This is a genomic window from Rhizobium sp. RCC_161_2, from assembly GCF_041355235.1.
Lineage (GTDB): Bacteria > Pseudomonadota > Alphaproteobacteria > Rhizobiales > Rhizobiaceae > Rhizobium.
Genome location: NZ_JBFUPL010000002.1, coordinates 166,360 through 184,688 on the forward strand (window position 1 = coordinate 166,360; position 18,329 = coordinate 184,688).

The window sequence follows — 18,329 nt, forward strand, 5'->3', positions numbered from 1 at the left end:
GCTGCCGGGCGGAAAGACAAGACGGTTGTTCGCCGTCTCCAGCTGTGCTTGATTTGCCTCATCTCATGAATGGGAGTCGCGCCATGTCCGACCAGAGCTTCCCGATTTTCGATCTTGGCACTTTCGAGGCGGCCGGCGATCAGGAGAAGAAGCGGCTTGGTGCCGAGGTCGACGAGATCTGCCGTTCGACCGGTTTCCTGGCGATCGCCAATCACGGTGTCGATGCTGCGGTGATCGCGGGCGTGTGGGCCAAGACGCATGCGTTTTTCGATCGGCCGGCCGATGTTAAGCAGCGGGTGAAGGCACCTTATCCAGGCTACCCCTACGGCTATCTCGGCCCCGGCACGGAGGCATTGGCGAAGTCGCGCAATGTCGATACGCCGCCCGATCTCAAGGAAAGTTTCAACGGCGGACCGCTTTCCGTGCCGCCTGATATGACCGATCCGGAAGCGCTTGGCTTCTGCTATGCCGCTACCATCTGGCCGGAGGGACCGGAAGGTTTCGTGGACGCGTGGAAGGCCTATTATCGTTCGATGGAGGATCTGGCGCGGCGGATCATGAGGGTTTTTGCGACGGCGCTTGGCCTCGACGAGCATTTCTTCGATAGTTACGTCGATACACCGATCAGCGCGCTCAGGGCTCTGAACTATCCCGAGCAGCGTGTTGCGCCGCAGCCGGGTCAGCTACGCGCCGGAGCCCATACCGACTACGGCAGCCTGACGATCCTTTTGCCGCAGCCTGGCTCCAAGGGTCTGGAGATTATCGCGCCTGATGGCCAATGGACGCCGGTGCCGCCGATACCGGGTGCGTTCGTTATCAATATCGGCGACCTGATGGCGCTCTGGACGAACGATCGCTGGATCTCCACCGTGCATCGCGTCGTCAATCCGCCCCCGGAAGAGGGCGGCATGCAGCGGCGGCAGTCGCTGGCTTTCTTCCATCAGCCGAACTGGTTCGCCGAGATTGCCTGCCTGCCGTCCTGCTTGCCACCGGGCGAGGAGCCGAAATACGCGCCGGTACTCTCCGGTCCCTATCTCATGGGCAAGTTCAAATCGACCGTTACTGCCAAGGCCGGTTGATATGCGTGAACCAAGCCAATCCTGATACCCATAAACCGGAATGCTTCATGTCCCTGCGTCTTGCCACCTTCAATGTCGAAAACCTGCTGACCCGTTTCGATTACACCGGTTTTCGCAATCAGCTGCGGCAGGACCGCGTGTTGAAGCTGTTCGATGTGAAGAACGAGAATATCTATCAGCAGCTTGAAGCCGCCCGCGTGGTGGCTGCCACCGACGACACACGGCAGATGACGGCGCTCGCCATTGCCGATGCCAATGCCGATATCATCTGCCTGCAGGAGGTCGACAGCATGGCGGCGTTGCAGGCCTTTGAATATGGCTATCTCTACCGCATGGTCGGCAACGGCTATCGGCAGAAATTCCTGATCGAAGGCAATGATTCCAGAGGCATCGATGTCGCCGTCATGATGCGCGAGCAGACGGGCGACGGACAGCCGATTGTGCTGAAGGACATCAAGAGTCACGCCATGGTGACTTATCGCGATTTCGGTCTATTCACCGACGAGTTAACGGCGCTCGGCCTTCACGAGGACGACAAGATCTTCAAGCGTGACTGCCTGGAGCTCGATCTGACCGTCGGCGGCGTGCCGTTCTCGCTCTATGTCGTGCATCTGAAGTCGATGGGTCCGGCGCGGGAGGGTGTCGACGGCCGCCAGTCGACCATGCCGGTGCGCCGTGCGGAGACGCTGGCGGTGCGCCACATCATCGAGACCCGTTTCGGCGCCGGTCATACGGCTGCCAAGAATTTCGCCATTTGTGGCGACATGAACGACTATCAGGAACGTGTCGACGTTATCGGCACACGCCACACGGGCTATCGCTTCGAGCACCGGGATGAAGAGGCGAGCGCGCTCGATGTCTTCAGTCATGACGGTTTCGTCGAAAACGTCATGCGCCGGCGTGACGAGCTTGACCGCTGGACGCTCTATCACGCGCGCGGACCACAGGAGCAGTGGCTCTGCCAGCTCGACTATATCTGGCTGTCTCCGGCCCTGGCGCGCGCCAATGCGGCGCGGTTGCCCGATGTCGTGCGCTCCGGCCAGCCTTTCCGCACCATCTTTCCGCCCGGACAGGAGGTGGAACGCTATCCGCGCACCGGTTGGGACAGGCCGAAGGCCTCCGACCATTGCCCCATCGTCATGACATTGGATCTTTTATGAACTCCGCTTTCAAACCGCAAAACGACATGGCCGGCTGGCCACCTGAGAATACCGTGTTTCCGGTTGCCCGCATCGATCTCAAGGTGATTGCCGGCCATCATCCCTTTCATCTCGGCGAAGCAGAGGCGGCAGGTGAGAACTGGAAGAAGGAGATCGCCGCCAATCCCGCGCTTTACGACGGCCGTATGATCTTTCAGCATCGCCTCGAGGTCAGCGAGCAAGCCGTGGCGGGCGAGGGCTATGTGACGCCGTTCTCCACGTTTCTCTGGTGGCGCAAGCACAGGGAGCGCGGCGGTGGCTTTCATGTCTTCGCCTTTCCGGTCGCCGTTTCCTCCGATGGCGCGATCATCGCCATCCGCATGGCGCAGCACACGGCCAACCCCGGCCAGGTCTATTGCGCGGCGGGTTCGATGGATGAAAACGATATTGTCGACGATCGTTGCGATGTCGAGGGTAACATGCGGCGCGAGGTTCTGGAGGAAACCGGTCTCGATCTTGAGGTGGCCATTGCCGAGCCCGGCTATTATGCGACGCATGCCAACCGCTCCGTCACCCTGTTCCGCATCTTTCGCTTCCCCTGGACCGCCGACGAGATGCTCGAAAAGATCAGGGCTCATATGCTGGTGGACGAGGAAAAGGAGATCGACGGCGCGGTTGCCATCCGCTCCGCCGATCCGACGGCGCATCGCTACAGCTCGGCGATGCCGCCCATCCTGACATGGTTCTTCGCTCGTGCGGAACAGCTTTAGCTTGCGCTCGAAGGTGTTGCCGTTATGTATGAGGAAGCCGGGTGGCTATGCAGTCTAAAGTCATGTGAGGGAGGCAGGGGTGGCCCGCAGCTTCAGTGTCTATGATGTGTTCACCGACAGCAGGCTTGCGGGCAATCCGCTGGCTGTGATCTTCGATGCCGAAGGCCTGAGCGATGAGGCGATGCAAGCGATCGCCAAGGAGATGAACCTTTCCGAGACGGTGTTCGTTCTGCCGCCGCAGAACCCGACACATACGGCGAACCTGCGCATCTTCACACCAGGTCGTGAACTCCCCTTCGCCGGCCATCCAACGGTCGGCACCGCAATCGCACTTGCCGAGCGGACGCACGCCAATCATGGCGGCGATATCGATCTGGTCTCGGTGCTCGACGAGCGGGTAGGGCCAGTGCGTTGCGCGGTCAGGCTCCGGCAGCAGAAGGCAAGCTTTGCCGAGTTCGACCTGCCGCGAAAATCGCAGCAGATCGTGCTGCCGCTCGACAAGGCGGATATTGCCAATGCGCTCAGCCTGAAGATCACCGAGATCGGCTTCGAGAATCACGTCCCGTCGATCTGGAGCGCCGGCGTGCCGTTTCTGCTGGTACCGGTGCATGATGTCGGAGCGGCCGAGCGGCTGGAATTCGATCTGCAGCTTTGGGAAAAGATGGTGCCCTTCGTCGACGGCGCACTTGCCTCCGCCTTCGTCTATTGTCGCGGTGCCGTCAATCACACCGCCAAGTTCCATGCCCGCATGTTCCCGGTCGGAATGGGCATTGTCGAGGACCCGGCGACGGGCGCGGCCGTGGCGGCGCTTTCAGGCGCCATCCATCGGTTCGATCAGCTGCCGGATGGGCATCATCCGATCATCATCGAACAGGGAGTCGAGATGGGCCGCCCGTCCTTCATCCACCTCCATATCGATATCGATGGCGGCGAGATTGCCAATGCGCGAATTGGCGGTCAAGCGGTGCGTGTTGCGACCGGAATTCTTGAGCTTTGATTTCATTGAGTTTTTCTCGTTCTTCGAAATTTTTTTGACGAATAACGAAAGAAAATTGATCTGGCCGCTGGACAATCAAACCGATCCTATTTATATGCCCGTTCACACCGCCAGCGAGCGGTTACGGGTGATTAGCTCAGTTGGTAGAGCAGCTGACTCTTAATCAGCGGGTCGTAGGTTCGAGCCCTACATCACCCACCAAATTCTCCTAGATTACATAGGGATAGAGGCGTCAGTTCAAGCTGGCAGCCTTCCCTTTTGGGGTTTGGTTTTTGTTTGCGGGATCTCAGGACAATAAAGCTGTAGGCATCGTCTGCTTGCGGATCGGGTCGAGGACGTCGACGTGATGATCACGGATGAGTGACCTCATCCATATAGACGCTAATCGACGCACTTTTTTCAAAGCGCAGAATCAGGATTGGGAAATTTTCGCGGGAAAAACGCGGAAATACGTGCGACCGTACGCGCCACGTGTTCAGCCAATCGCCGTTGACCTTAAGTATCAGACAATCGCATCAGCGCTTGCCTAATGCCTCTTATGCCCGCCTTCCATCACGCTGAAGACGAAGATCACTACGAGGAGCAGGATCAGCGTATAGTCGAAGGCGGACAGCATGCGGAGCAGTTCCATGATGTTTCTCCTCCCAGAGAACATGAGCCAGAACAATCATTAGTATGTTCTTTTATTGGATGTATGCCAAGGTTTTTACATCCTGCGGTGCAATAACGCCGTTGTGCGCGGCACAAAGAAGTGTTTGTTCGCAAAGGCGATATCGGTTTCGATGCCGTTGTGTCTGCTCACGGGAACCATTCGGCTTGCCGTGGCATTCTATTGTCAATAAAATTTGTGGAGTATATTGCTGTAGGGCATGCGCATTTGGCGGCGCTGGGATCGTCTGCGCGATCGATCGGACTGGAAGGATTTGGCGATGACCACTTATTCTCACGATTCGTCGCGCGATCGGCCTGTCATCGCAATTGTCGGCGGCGGCGTTTCCGGGGCGGCGGTCGCCTTTCATCTGCTGCAGCGCCAACGGCTGCAACCCGGTCAGCTTTTCATTTTCGAGCCACGCGCTAGGCTGGGGGCGGGGCTTGCCTATGATACCCAGGATCCCGCGCATCGCATCAATGTGCCGGCGGCGAAGATGAGCCTGCTGCCTGACGATCTCGAGCATTTTCAACGCTGGATCGAAGCCAATGATGCGCTGGCCGGTGATCAGACGGCGGTAGCGGCGAATGGCAGCCTGTTTCCGCGCCGTGAAGTTTTCGGTCGTTATATCAATGATATGGTGCAGCCTTTCATCGACGATGGCCGCATTACCCATGTGGCCGAGAAGACTGCCGACGTGCGGCGGCTGAATGATCGCTGGGTCATCAAGGGCGAGGCTGGCCGGCGGGTAGAGGCGGATATCCTCGTCATCGCCACGAGCCATCCGTCGCCGTTGCCGCCGGAGCCGCTGCGGAGCGCTTTGGCCGACCATCCGCGTTTTGTCGTCGATCCGACACGCCCGGATGCACTCGTTGCTATCCGCGCTGACGATCGCGTGCTGGTGGTCGGCAACGGCCTGACCTCCGCGGACGTCATCGCCTCCCTTACCCTTCGCGGCCATAAGGGGCCGGTCACCGCCGTCTCCAGGCGCGGCTTGCGATCGCGCGGCCATGCGCCGGTACGGCAGGAACTGTTCGGCGATTTCGTCAGTCGTCCGTCGCGGACAGCGCTCGATCTGTTGCGGCATGTACGTGCCACCATTCGCGAGGCGCAAGCCGAAGGGCGGAGCTGGCACGCCGTCATCGATCAGGTGCGCGCACAGGGGCAGGATTTGTGGCGGGCGATGCCGCTTGAGGAACGGCGGCGCGTGGTGCGGCATTTGCGGCCATTCTGGGACGTGCACCGCTTCCGCGTCGCGCCGCAGGTGGAGGCCGTCAGCGAGGAAGCGATTCGCGACGGCAGGCTGAAAGTGCTCGCAGCCTCCGTCGCATCCGTGGAGGCAAAAGAGGGGGCGATTGATTGTCGCCTCGACCTCAGTCATTCGGCCGGGAGCATTGATCGTCAGTTCGATGCGGTCGTGGTGACGACCGGGCCGGGCCATCGCGGCATATTGGAGACGCAAGGCTGGATCGGCGCACTTGCCGATGCGGGCTATCTCGCCATCGATGCGACGCGCCTCGGCCTTGCCTGCAATACGACATCCCAGGCGCAGGGGCGGGATGGCGCGGTGGCACCGTCGCTGTTCATTTCCGGGCCGCTAGCGCGAGGCACGTTCGGTGAGCTCATGGGCTTGCCGGAAGTGGTCGAGCATGGCGTCTTCGTCGCGGAGCAGGTGGCCTCGGCAATCGACGACCATGCCAATCGCAAGCATGACAGGCCGCAATTCGATATCAGCGCCGCGTAAAGGCAAGAAAAACTGCAAAATCGTTGCTTAGGCGATACATTTGCCTGAATTTACTCATATAAACTATACAATTTGTGAGTTATTGTCTTGTTCGTTAAAGGCGGCGGGATTACTTCCGTAGCTAATAATGACAGGATCGGCGGCCGAGTTTCGACCGGTCAGCCGGGCTCCCAACAATCGAACTTGTAGTAAAGCGGACAGCGATGCTCACGAAAAAAGGAAAATACGGGTTGAAGGCGCTGGTGGATCTGGCACGCCTGGCGCCGGGCGAGACTGCGTTCATCAACGACATTGCTTCGCGTAACAACATCCCGAAGAAATTCCTCGACACCATTCTGCTGGAATTGCGCAATGCCGGCGTGCTGCGCTCGAAGAAGGGGCCGGGCGGCGGCTATTCGCTGTCGCGTCTCGCCTCCGAGATCCGCATCGGTCATGTCATCCGCACGCTCGACGGTCCGCTCGCGCCGATCCGCTGTGCCAGCCGCACCGCCTATGAAGCCTGTGACGATTGCGCCGATCCGGAGCGCTGTCATGTCAGGCGCTCCATGACGGAAGTCCGTGATGCGATCGCCGACATTCTCGACAATATGACGCTGGAACAGTTCGTTGCCGGCGGTGGGCCGGGCATCGATACGGAAGAGCGGGAAGACTACCGCGCTTCGAAGATTGGCTGAGTCGACTTCCAGATCTGTTTGAATTTTTCCGCCGGCGTAGAGCCGGCGGTTTGCGTTTCACTGTCTCCAATTCTTCGGCGGCGTTACGCCATTCAGATGATAATTGCCGACCAGATGATATTTCCAGCGGATAGGATCCTGCAGCGTGTGGGTGCGGGCATTGCGCCAATGGCGGTCGAGATTGAGGCCGATGCGCGTGGATGCGGTGCCGGCGAGTTCGAACAGCGTGTTCGAGGCTTCAATGGCGATTTCCGTCGTCAGCGTTGTTGCTGCTGCCACGCCAAGCGTAGCGTCGATCACATGGTCTTCGGTCGGATTGATCTGGGCGATATCGATTTTCCGGCCCGCGCGGTCCAGCAGTGCCGCCGCCGCCTCGATGCGGACGGAGATCTGGCCGATCCTGGCAATGGTAAGCGGGTCGTCCGCCGCGCGCTCGACGCCGCTGTTCATCCAGGGGCGGGCGCTGGTCTTCACGAATTTCACGGTTTCGGCAAAGGCGGCCCTGGCAATGCCGAGATCGATGCCGGCATGGATGATCTGATCCACCGGACCTATGGTCGTCGGCCGTTCGAAACCTGTGTGATGCGCAAGGACGGCGTCGGCATTGACATAGACATTATGCAGGATTGTCGTGCCGCTGCCGGAGGTGCGTTGGCCGAAACCATCCCAATCGTCGATGATCTGGATGCCCTCGGTGCCGCGCGGGACAAGGGAGATAGTCTGTTCATCCAGCGTATCCAGCGCTGAGATTGCGATCCAGTCGGCGAAAAGCACGCCGGCGGCATAGGATTTGCGGCCGTTGACGCGATGACCAGGCCCTTCCGGCGTCAGGCGGGTATTGTTCTGTCCGGCCGTTGCTGTGTCTGGTTCGGAAAGGGCATTGCCGAAGCGATCGCCGGCCAGTGCCCTCGCAAAGAAGGTGTCCTTCTGCTCTTCGCTGCCGCCGGTGCGCAGGGCTTCGAGAATGTAGAAATGATTCCGTGCAATCTCGGCGATCGAGGGATCGGCTTCCGCCAGGATGGCGATGATTTCGGCGAGAATGGAATTGGAGATATCAAGGCCGTCATATTCTGAGGGCGTGGTGATGCCGAGCAGGCCGGATTGCGACAGGGCCTCCACTTCATCGTATGGGAGCACGCGGTTGATGTCGCGGTCGCTTGCCTGCTGCGCGAAACGGGCGGCCAGCGATCGGGCGATCTGCAGCGCTTCCTCTTCGCTTTGAATGCGGTGCGCGAGCGGTCTGATATGCTCGTGCAACTGCGAAACAGTTCCCATCCATCACTCCACCAGCCGATGGTATATTCAGTGACTTAGCGATGCCAAATCGATAAGCTCTTAATTTCTATAGATGTAGTGTACATTAGATTTTCTTTGCTTATCCAGATTTCGTAGCTCGGCATAATAGGCGTCGAATGGAGAAATTGTAAGCGTGCGGCTGGGCAGGCCGCCGATTGCCATCCAGGAGAGCGCCATGGTTGCGACATTGATCGTTCCCGGTCTGAACGGCTCCGCCGAGGGGCACTGGCAGCGCCATTGGGCGCGCGATCATAAGGATGCGACCATCGTTCGCCAGACCTCCTGGGCAAGGCCGGTGCTCAAGGATTGGCTGGCGGCATTGGAGACCGAACTGGAGCGGGCAGGGGACGTGTGGCTTGTCACGCATAGTCTCGGATGTTTGCTTGCGGCAAATCTCGCAGATCGGCCCGCTGCTCACCGCGTGAAGGGTGCTTTTCTCGTTGCGCCCTGCGATCTCGAGCGAGCGGAGCGACTGCATCCGGGCGCCATCGATTTCAGCGCGATGCCGACGGAGGCTCTACCGTTTCCAAGCCTCGTCGTTGGCAGCCGCGACGATCCCTACATGGATTTTGCGGAACTTCGCCGTCATTCCGCGCGGTGGGGCAGTGAGTTTCATGATCTCGGCCATGCCGGCCACATCAATATTGCCAGCGGTTTCGGTCATTGGGAGCAGGGCTACCGATTGTTTTCCGATTTCGCCAAGCCGCTTGAAAACCAAAGAAATAAGCGCGCAAGACCGCGATTGCACAACGTTCTGTGCCCGGCCATGTCGTAAGTGCCATCAGCCGTCAAAAACGCCGGTCGCAAGAAAGCGCTTGCTACCGGCGCATTTTCGCGCTTTCATATACGACTAAATAAGTAGACTATATGAGCAACCACATTCCTCCGGGCCGAAGAGCTCGCAGCGTGAAGGTTGACGAAGGGAACAGGGTTTCGCGCTGGAGCGGAAACCCGCCTGAAGCATCCCTCTTTCGGAAGAGAGCCGAAGTGGGAGTTGTGCGTCAGGTTCAAGGAACCAACGCGGCCCTTGTGTGTTTACGGGCGCGCAGCGCTTCGCGGCCTGATGGCTGCGAGCCGCATGAGGTTTACCGGCAAAGTATCAGTATGCCCTTAGAAAAGCATGATCGACCACCTCGCCCCCCAGGAGTTGATATGACGGTTCAGGGATTTTTTTCCGCCAAGGCAAATGCCGCGGCACAGGCCTATGGGATACCGCGCATCGCCGTCATCGGCCGCGGTTTTTCCGGCATGATGATGGCGATCGCCTTGATGAAGACGATGCGGACGCCCTTTCACCTGCAACTCTTCGACCCGAATTCCAGCGTCAGCGGCGGTCAGGCGCTAGCCTCCGGCCATAGCAGCGAAATCCTCAACAGCCGCGTGCGCGATCTCTCGGTCTCAGCCGGCGATCCCGACGATTTCAACGACTGGCTCTGTAGCAATGCCCCGTTCCGCAGCGCCGTGCCGGCGGCGATACCGGGATTTCTGCAGATCTTCGTGCCGAAGAGCATTTTCAGCGACTATGTCTATCAGCGTTTCTCCGAGGCGCTGTCCTCGCGGCGGGATATTACGGTGCAGGTGAGCGGCGAGACGGTGGTCGGCCTTCGTCGTGGCCGTGGCGGCCGTTTTCTGGTGGAAAGCGCCGGTGTTGCCAATCCGCTGTTCGACATGGTGGTCCTGGCGACCGGTTACGGCATTGCCGATGACCAGCCGCAGAGCGGCGAGCCCGTGGCAACGCCGACCACGGTGCGCGCCCGTCGCCTGGTCTCGCGCCCGCACACGGTCTTGCTCGGCAGCGGCCTGCGCGTCGTCGACCGGCTGTTACAGATGCGCGACAGCGGCTATGACGGCCAGATCACCCTCGTTTCCAGACGGGGCTTCCTGCCGCAGAGCCACACCCGCAGCAATGCCGATCCCGTCTTTCCTGCCGAAGCGATGCCCGGCAATCTCAGCGAGATCGTCCGCTTCATTCGCGCGGCTTGCGAAAATGCCGAAGCCAGCGGGCAAAGCTGGCAATCGGTCATGAACGGCCTGCGCAAACATGCGCGTTCGCTCTGGCGGTCGCTGCCGGCGGGCCAGAAACAGCAGTTCAACCGCCATCTGCGTGCGCTTTACGATAGCCACCGCAATCGTCTGCCGGAGGCGCTGCATGTGCGGCTGCAACAGGAGCTCGCCGAGGGCAACACGCTGTTGCGTCGCGGCCACTTCCTACGGCGCACGCCGACAGGCTTGACGATGAGGCCGGCCGGCCAGCAGAGCATCGAGCAGATCTATGCCGACGAGGTGATCGACTGCCGGTGTCAGGCGCCCGATCTGACCACGCCACTGATGCAGAGCCTGATCGATACGGGCCTTGCCATGCCGGACGAACTCGGTCTCGGCCTCGCCGTCGAGGCTACCGGCGCGCTTTCGGTGGATGGTCGCAAGACCGACGGGCTTTTCGCCGTGGGGCCGCTGGGGCTTGGGAGCCTGCCGGATATCGATCTGGTGCCCGAGATCGTCACGCAAGCCTATGCGGCTGCCGAAGGCGTGGCGGCGCGGTTCTATCCGCAATGCAAGGCCGTATGATCGGGCCATCTCTCGCCCGCCAGGCGCGATATATGACCTCGTGCTCGCGTTGCAAGATTTGCTGATTGGCATCGTCACGGACTTGGGCCGAGGCATCGCCTTTATCCTGATCCTGCAAAAAGGATGAGTAATGGTGAACTCGCCATTGCCGCCATACGCTTATGGACCTATCTCCCGAGGGCAGAGTTGGGAGACAGGCAATGGCAGCAAAGCCGATCGTTTGTACGCCGGAAGAGGTGCTGAGCTTCTGGTTCGAGGAGTGCACGAGCGAGGACTGGTTTCGTTCGACCATTGATCTCGACCAAGAGATCGGTCGTCGGTTTCGCGACACGCACCAGGCTCTGGCCGCGGGGGTGACCGATCTCTGGCGGGCGACGCCGGAAAACCGGCTGGCTTCGATCATTGTCCTTGATCAATTCCCCCGCAATCTCTATCGCGGCACGCCGCTCGCATTCGCCACCGATGGCCTGGCGTTGCAGGCGGCGAAAGCGGCTTTGGAGGTTGGCGCGGACCAGGGGATGCCGGCGGAATGGCGAATATTCTTCTATCTGCCGTTCGAACATGCAGAGAGCCTTGCCGAGCAGGATCGGGCGGTTGCACTTTTTCAAGCGCTCGGCCTGGATGAACAGATCGACTATGCGCTCCGGCATCGCGCCGTTATTGCCTCCTACGGTCGATTTCCCCATCGCAACGCCATGCTTGGGCGCGTATCGACCGAGGCTGAGAAAGAGTATCTCGCCAAACCGGGAGCAGGTTTCTGAAGGGGTAAAGGCGGCAGATGCCTTTCTGTCGCCTTTCTTTGCCTTACAAGGCTTACGCGAAGGGGCTATGAAATGCGCAATCGCAATACAGGTCGATTCTGTTCTTTCATTTCTTCCGCGCGGCGAATCCGTTTACTCAGGCCGCCAGCGACTTTATCCGCGACGAGGAGCTTTGCTTGCGCCTGCTGAAACACCGCCTCCGTTTTTTGTCCTTGCTGCTGTTGGGATTGAGCTTTGCTGTGATCGCAAGTTCTTTGGCAGGCGGGGGTGCGTTCGCGCAGGATCAGCAGCAGGTACAGCCGGCCCAGCAATCGGATCAGACGCCGCAATCGCCACCGCTCGCCAACGGCTTGCTGGACGCCGCTGTTGCCGATCTTAATAAGGCCAAGAAGGACTTCGCCTCGATCGAGGATAGTTCCAAGAGCGACGGGGCGGACGACGACACGCTGGTGGCGCTCTCCGGTCGGGCGGATGATCTCAATCGCTCCATCGCAGCGCTCTCCGCGCGGCTGAAGCCGCGCTTTGCCGAGATCGACACGCGTCTGACGCAGCTCGGCGCTGCTCCCAAGGAAGGACAGCCGCCCGAAGCGCCGATCGTCACTCAGGAACGTGACCGGCTTACCGCCGAGCGTTCGCAGATCAGTGCCGTGACCCTGGATGTCGACAATTTTGTTACCGCGACCAACCGGCTTTCGATGCAGCTCGTCGAAATGCGCCGCAAACTCTTTGCCGAGACGCTGTTCAAGCGCACCGGGATTTCCGCCGGCACATTCGAGGATGCGGGAACGGCTTTCGTCGACGAAGGCGTAAAGTTCAGCGATGCGATAACAAGCTGGATCGGCTTTGTTGTAAAGGCCAAGCTAGGCTCGCTTCTTGCAGCTGTCTTTCTGTCGTTCACCGCGGCCATGATTTTCCTGTTGGGCGGCTACCGGCTGTTCGGACGTTATTACGTCCGGGACGAAAATATCGAGAATCCGCCTTATATCAGTCGTCTCTCGGTGGCTTTCTGGTCGACATTGATCCGCACGCTGTCGCTCTCCGCCTTTCTCGTCACGTCCTATTTGAGCCTTTCGAACTTCAACGTGCTGCGGCCGGATATAGCTCCGGTGCTGGCCGCCTTCTTCGGCTTCATCTGGCTTGTCTATTTTGTTGGTCGTCTGACCAATGCCGTTTTTGCGCCTTTCAGGCCGCATTGGCGGCTGGTCAAGCTGTCGAACAAGGGCGCGCGGTCGCTGAGCTGGTGCATGCAGGCCATGGCCGTCGTGAACGGTCTGGATTATGTTTTCGACCGCGTCAGCGAATCCATGGGATCGCCCGTCGTCGTCACGGTCGCAAAGAGCTTTTTCGCCGCGCTGCTGATCGGTTTGATCCTGATTACAGCCTCCTTTGGCAAGCCGATTCTCGCCAAGAGCGGCGATCCCGATGCCCCTGGCCGGCGCTGGCCGCACGGCATGGCGATCATCCTTCGGGTGCTGGGCACGCTGCTGATCTTCACGGCCGTCATCGGCTATGTCGGCCTGGCGCGCTTCATCGCGACACAGCTGATCCTGACCAGCGCCGTGCTTGCGACGATGTATCTCGGTTTCCAATTGGGGAAGGCCGTGTCACGACAGGGTGTTTTCGCCGAGACGATCATTGGACGGTTCCTCGAAAACCGCTTCAAGCTCGCCGAGGTCGCGCTCGATCAGGCCGGCCTTGTCGCCGGTCTTGCGACCTATGCTGTCGCGCTTCTGACCGGCATTCCGCTGATCCTGCTGTCCTGGGGCTTCCATATCCAGGATCTGGAGCTTATCGCCTACCGGCTGTTCACCGAGATCCGGATCGGCAATATGTCGATTTCTCTGGTCGGCATCCTTGTGGGCGTCCTGCTCTTTGCCGGCGGGTATCTGGTGACACGCTGGTTCCAGCGCTGGCTTGACAGCAATGTCATGGCGCGCGGCCAGATGGACCTGGGTGTCCGCAACTCCGTCAAGACGGGCATTGGCTATCTCGGCATCGCGCTGGCGTCGATCATTGCCATTTCGGCTGCTGGTATCGACCTGTCGAGCCTGGCGCTCGTTGCCAGCGCGCTTTCGGTCGGTATCGGTTTCGGCCTGCAGAATATCGTGTCGAACTTCGTCTCCGGCCTGATCCTACTGGTCGAACGGCCCTTCAAGGTCGGCGACTGGATCGTTTCCGGCGCTTCGGAAGGCATCGTCAAGCGCATCTCGGTGCGCGCCACCGAGATCGAGACCTTCCGAAAGCAATCGATCATCGTGCCGAATTCGGAGCTGATCAATGCTTCCGTCGGTAACTGGACGCACCGCAACCGTCTGGCGCGTTCGGAAATCCCGGTTTCCGTGAGCTTTGAATCCGATCCAAAGAAGGTGATGGATATCCTGCTGGAACTGGTGCGCAGCGTTCCGAAGGTGCTGAAAAACCCGGAGCCGCATGTCGAATTCCTGCGCTTCGGTCCTTCCTCGCTCGATTTCGAGATGCGCTTCTATCTCTCGGATCTCTCCGACGGCATGGAGATCCGCAACAGTCTGCGGATCGAGATCCTAAGGCGCTTTCGCGAGGAGGGGATTTCCATTCCCTATCCGCATCAGGAACTGCACATTGTTCGTGACGGTAAGCGGGGCAAGCCGAGCAGCATTCTCGCAGAATCAGCGGACGGTCCGGAAGGCGAGAGCGAAGAGGTCGTGAAGGATGTCGTTTCCCCGGTCGAGGAGCAATTGCCACAGCCGCAGGAAACCAGAGGCGCCGGCCGTCGCCGTGGCAGGACGCCGGCGGAGTGATGTCGTGTCGCCCGTCTGAAATTCAAAATTCGAAAGTATAGAACGGGGATGCTCTGGTTTTGAAAGACTAGGGTGTCCCTTGGTATTCAGATGCGCGCCCGGTGCTCTGACGGCTGCTTTCTTCATCTATGGGAAACCAGTCGACTTAACAAATACTCAAAGGCTTTGCTGTAGAAACCCGGACGAGGTGGAGTTTTTATTAGCAGGTTTTTATCATGTCATTTTTGGGTATTTCCGGAATGCAATATTCCGGCGGGTCGCTTTCCGGAGCACGCATTCTTCTTGCCGAGGATTCGAATGTCTTTACGTCGATGATCAGCAGCAAGCTGAAACAGCTCCTCGATATCGATGTTGAAATCTGCCGGAACTTCGAAGAGCTGCAGCTTGCCTACGACAAGTCGTCGGAGCCGATCCGGCTGGCGATCTCCAACATCAATCTGCCGGGGGCGGAAAAGGGCGAGGCGCTGGAATATCTCATCGATCTCAGCATCCCCACGATCGCCTTTACGGGCACCTTCCTTGCGGGCATGCGCGACGAGCTGATCGCCAAGGATGTTGTCGACTATATTCTCAAGGACAATGTCTTTGCCGTCGATCTGTTGGTGGAATCGATCTGCCGTTTCCTCACCAATCATCGCCATCATGTGCTGATCGTCGACGACAGCGCCACTGCGCGGGCTTTGCTGTCCAGCCGCCTGAAGCGCTATAATTTCCGCGTAAGCGTGGCGGAGAACGGCGCCAAGGCGCTGGAGATCCTCAAGGCCAACCGCGACATCGGTCTGATGGTCACGGATTACAATATGCCGGATATCGACGGCTTCGAACTGACGCGCCGCATCCGCGCCAGCATCGGTTCGCATGAGCTGCGCATCATCGGCGTCTCCTCCTCCACCAATCGGCTGCTGTCGGCGCGTTTTCTCAAGGCAGGCGGCAATGACTTCATGCTGCGGCCATTTATCGACGAGGAATTCTACTGCCGCGTGAATCAGAATCTCGACACGTTGCTGCAGATCCAGTCGGTGCGGCAGAAAATGAGTGCCTGATATGTCGGAAGGGGACAGCCATAGGGGGTCGGACAAAGGAAATGTGAATATAATTCATGTTTTTCATGAGATTTGTACAATCTATGGTTCTGCTTTCTTCATGAATCCTGTTCACGATGCGGTCGATGGCGCCGTCGCTTCATCTGCGCCAGCAATGACGAACAGGCGATGCCGGGCGGTTTGGAGGACGTGAAGGAAATGGTGGTCGGCGTGGATTTCCTCAGTGATGACCATAGTCATCGCCGTGGCAGCCAGAAGATACTTCTGGTGGAAGATTCACGCATGTTCTCCGCCGTTCTGTGCCACCGCTTCCAGACTGAACTTGGACTTAACGTCACCCACTGTGCTTCGCTGAAGCAACTGAACGACGTGCTAGCGGTCGGCGGGCCTGGTTTCACCATGGCGGTCGTCGATCTCAACCTACCGGATTCCCCGCATGGCGAGGCGCTGGATGTGGCTATTGCTCATCATATTCCTTCCGTCGTCTTTACCGCATCGTTCGATGTGGCGATGCGAAACCGCATCATGGAGCGCCGCATTGTCGATTATGTCCTGAAGGACAATGAATTCGCCCTTGATAACCTCGTTTCCTCTGTCCGGCGCGCCATCGCCAACCGCAGCACGCGGGTACTGGTGGTGGACGATATGCCGTCGGCACGGCGCGTGCTGGTAGAGATTCTGGAGGCGCAGCAGTTCAGGGTCGTTGAAGCCGGGTCCGGTATCGAGGCCCTGGCGGTGCTCGAGGAGTACAGCGATATCGAGATGGTGCTGACCGACTATCATATGCCCGACATGAACGGCCAGGAACTGACGCGACGCATTCGCCATCGCTTCGGCTCGGACCGGATGCGCGTCATCGGCGTCTCCTCTTCGAATGATCGCCTGCTTTCGGCGACCTTCTTGAAGGCTGGTGCCAGCGATTTCATCTACCGCCCCTTCGTGGAGGAAGAGCTGCAGTGCCGGATTGCGCTCAACGTCGAGACGCTGATGCAGATCAAGCAATTGCGCGCTCTGGCGGCGAGCGACTATCTGACCGGGCTCTATAACAGGCGGTATTTCTACGATCAGGGCCCGACGATTGTGAATGAGTGCCTGCGCCGTCAGCGACCGAGTTCCGTGGCGATCCTTGACATCGACCATTTCAAGAAGCTGAACGACACCTATGGTCATGAGATCGGCGATCAGGTGCTGAAGGCAGTCGCAGAGCGGCTCAGATCCCTGTTCGAAGGTAGCGATAGCTTGTTGTCCCGGCTCGGTGGCGAAGAGTTCGCCATTCTCTTCACGGAGACGGACTCACGTGCCGCCACCGCCATTTGCGACGATGTACGCGTCAGCCTCTCGAACCTGAAGGTCAATGCGGACGACGAGGAATTGTCGGTGACCGTGTCGATCGGCGTTGCCGAAATTGCCGGCTACGAGGCGTTCGAGAATTATCTCAACGCCGCCGACCAATTTCTCTACATGGCGAAGCACAATGGCCGAAACCAGGTCTATTCCGACTTCAAGATGACGAAAGAAGCGGCCGAATAGGCCGCTTCGATTGGCAGGCATGAAGGGTGGGTGTCAGACGACGACGCCGGTGCGATTGCTCGACATGGTGAGCTTGCGTTCGGCACGCTCTTGCTGCGGCGACCGATTGTAGAGTTCGCGATAACACTTCGAGAAGTGCGAGGCGGAGACGAAGCCGCAGGCAACCGCTACTTCCACCACCGGCATGGAGGATTGTACCAGCAGGTGGCGGGCGCGGTCGAGGCGGATTTCGAGATAGTAGCGAGCCGGCGAACGGCCCATTTCCTGGCGGAACAGGCGCTCGATCTGGCGGCGCGACAGCCCGGCATCGTCGGCGATCTCGAGCAGCGACAGCGGCTCGGCGAGATTGCTTTCCATCAGTTCGATGATCGACAGCACCTTGGCATTCTGGACGCCGAGGCGGGCGCGCAGCGGCAGGCGCTGACGGTCATGCGGGCTGCGGACGCGATCGGTCAATTGCTGCTCGCAGACGCGGTTGACGAGGTTCTCGCCAAAATCCTGGCCGATCAGGTTCAGCATCATGTCGAGCGAAGCCGTTCCACCGGCGCAGGTGTAGAGATTGCTGTCGACCTCATAGAGATCGGCATAGACTTCGGCCTGCGGGAAGGTCTCGGAGAAACCGGGGAGGTTTTCCCAGTGGATGGCGCAGCGCTTGCCGTTGAGCAGACCTGCCTGGGCCAGAACATGCGCGCCCGTACAGAGGCTCCCGACGGCGACACCGCGATTGTAGGTCTCGCGCAGCCAGGCATTGACCGACTTGTTGTTGAACTCCTCGACATAGATGCCGGAACAGACGAGCACCATGTTCGGCCGGTTTTCGCCGCCAAGATTGCGGCGTTCGTCAGCAAGCGACGAATTGACTTCCAGGCCGATTCCGCTGGAAGAATAGACCTTCTGGCCGTCGGTCGAGGCAAGCCGCCACGAATAGGCAGGGTAACCCAGCATGCGGTTGGCGATCCGGAGCGTTTCAACCGCAGCGGAAAACGGCAGCATGGTAAAATGGGGGACGAGAAAGAAAACCAGGGAACGCGTCTTAATCGGAGTCTTGCTCATATCGGGAAAATCCATGCTCCAGGACCATTCCGTATACCTTGCGTCAAATGCGCCGGCTCGATGGTCTAATAGCGACATTGGCATGGATAATCGCGGCCGCAAAGAGATATTTGTGCTGGCTCATTAAGATTGCCGTGGGAAAGAAAGCGGGCTGAGCAGCCAAGCAATTCCCTTAGATGGTCAAATATATATGGGAATTATAATCAAGATAAAAGAAAAGCGGGCATGCAGGCACTGGATGTTCGAAAG

14 protein-coding genes and 1 tRNA gene are annotated in these 18,329 nt (G+C 59.2%); 13 read left to right on the top strand and 2 right to left on the bottom strand.

Going from position 1 to position 18,329, the window contains the following annotated elements; genetic code table 11:
- Positions 1 to 83 precede the first annotated feature (83 nt).
- The 7 genes from AB6803_RS04940 (at position 84) to AB6803_RS04970 (ending at position 7,052) form a co-directional block, all read left to right on the top strand.
- Positions 84 to 1,079, top strand: a complete 996-nt coding sequence (locus AB6803_RS04940; protein ID WP_371107841.1) for an isopenicillin N synthase family dioxygenase — start codon at positions 84 to 86, stop codon at positions 1,077 to 1,079.
- A 47-nt stretch (positions 1,080 to 1,126) separates the two neighbouring features.
- A complete protein-coding gene (locus AB6803_RS04945) occupies positions 1,127 to 2,239 on the top strand; it encodes an endonuclease/exonuclease/phosphatase family protein (RefSeq protein ID WP_371107842.1) in 1,113 nt (370 codons plus the stop codon).
- Complete coding sequence (locus AB6803_RS04950; protein ID WP_371107843.1) at positions 2,236 to 2,988, top strand: NUDIX hydrolase; 753 nt, start codon at positions 2,236 to 2,238, stop codon at positions 2,986 to 2,988. The genes AB6803_RS04945 and AB6803_RS04950 overlap by 4 nt, the downstream gene beginning before the upstream one ends.
- Before the next feature lie 79 nt (positions 2,989 to 3,067).
- A complete protein-coding gene (locus AB6803_RS04955; protein WP_371107844.1) occupies positions 3,068 to 3,985 on the top strand; it encodes a PhzF family phenazine biosynthesis protein in 918 nt (305 codons plus the stop codon).
- A 125-nt stretch (positions 3,986 to 4,110) separates the two neighbouring features.
- Positions 4,111 to 4,186 (top strand) — tRNA-Lys (locus AB6803_RS04960).
- Between the two features lie 728 nt (positions 4,187 to 4,914).
- A complete protein-coding gene (locus tag AB6803_RS04965; protein WP_371107845.1) occupies positions 4,915 to 6,378 on the top strand; it encodes an FAD/NAD(P)-binding protein in 1,464 nt (487 codons plus the stop codon).
- A 203-nt stretch (positions 6,379 to 6,581) separates the two neighbouring features.
- Positions 6,582 to 7,052: an Rrf2 family transcriptional regulator gene (locus tag AB6803_RS04970; protein WP_007696849.1), complete on the top strand. Its 471-nt coding sequence runs from the start codon at positions 6,582 to 6,584 to the stop codon at positions 7,050 to 7,052.
- A gap of 57 nt (positions 7,053 to 7,109) precedes the next feature.
- Here AB6803_RS04970 and AB6803_RS04975 read toward each other — a convergent pair whose 3' ends face one another.
- Complete coding sequence (locus AB6803_RS04975) at positions 7,110 to 8,327, bottom strand: SfnB family sulfur acquisition oxidoreductase (protein WP_371107846.1); 1,218 nt, start codon at positions 8,325 to 8,327, stop codon at positions 7,110 to 7,112.
- 196 nt (positions 8,328 to 8,523) lie between these two features.
- Here AB6803_RS04975 and AB6803_RS04980 point away from each other — a divergent pair, with 196 nt between their 5' ends.
- The 6 genes from AB6803_RS04980 (at position 8,524) to AB6803_RS05005 (ending at position 17,027) form a co-directional block, all read left to right on the top strand.
- On the top strand, positions 8,524 to 9,123 hold the full coding sequence (locus tag AB6803_RS04980) for an RBBP9/YdeN family alpha/beta hydrolase (protein ID WP_371107847.1): 600 nt from the start codon (positions 8,524 to 8,526) through the stop codon (positions 9,121 to 9,123).
- A 377-nt stretch (positions 9,124 to 9,500) separates the two neighbouring features.
- Entirely contained in the window at positions 9,501 to 10,916 is a 1,416-nt protein-coding gene (locus tag AB6803_RS04985) for an FAD/NAD(P)-binding protein (protein WP_371107848.1), read from the top strand.
- A 200-nt stretch (positions 10,917 to 11,116) separates the two neighbouring features.
- The gene (locus tag AB6803_RS04990) at positions 11,117 to 11,677 is read left to right on the top strand and encodes a DUF924 family protein (protein WP_371107849.1); all 561 of its coding nucleotides are present in this window, start codon (positions 11,117 to 11,119) and stop codon (positions 11,675 to 11,677) included.
- 176 nt (positions 11,678 to 11,853) lie between these two features.
- A complete protein-coding gene (locus AB6803_RS04995) occupies positions 11,854 to 14,454 on the top strand; it encodes a mechanosensitive ion channel family protein (protein WP_371107850.1) in 2,601 nt (866 codons plus the stop codon).
- Between the two features lie 215 nt (positions 14,455 to 14,669).
- Positions 14,670 to 15,497 (top strand): response regulator, encoded by an 828-nt coding sequence (locus AB6803_RS05000; protein WP_371107851.1) that lies wholly within the window; start codon positions 14,670 to 14,672, stop codon positions 15,495 to 15,497.
- A gap of 198 nt (positions 15,498 to 15,695) precedes the next feature.
- Complete coding sequence (locus AB6803_RS05005; protein ID WP_371108328.1) at positions 15,696 to 17,027, top strand: diguanylate cyclase; 1,332 nt, start codon at positions 15,696 to 15,698, stop codon at positions 17,025 to 17,027.
- Between the two features lie 33 nt (positions 17,028 to 17,060).
- On the opposite strand, the gene AB6803_RS05010 is transcribed toward AB6803_RS05005, so the two are convergent.
- A complete protein-coding gene (locus tag AB6803_RS05010) occupies positions 17,061 to 18,080 on the bottom strand; it encodes a GlxA family transcriptional regulator (protein WP_371107852.1) in 1,020 nt (339 codons plus the stop codon).
- Positions 18,081 to 18,329: the final 249 nt, after the last annotated feature.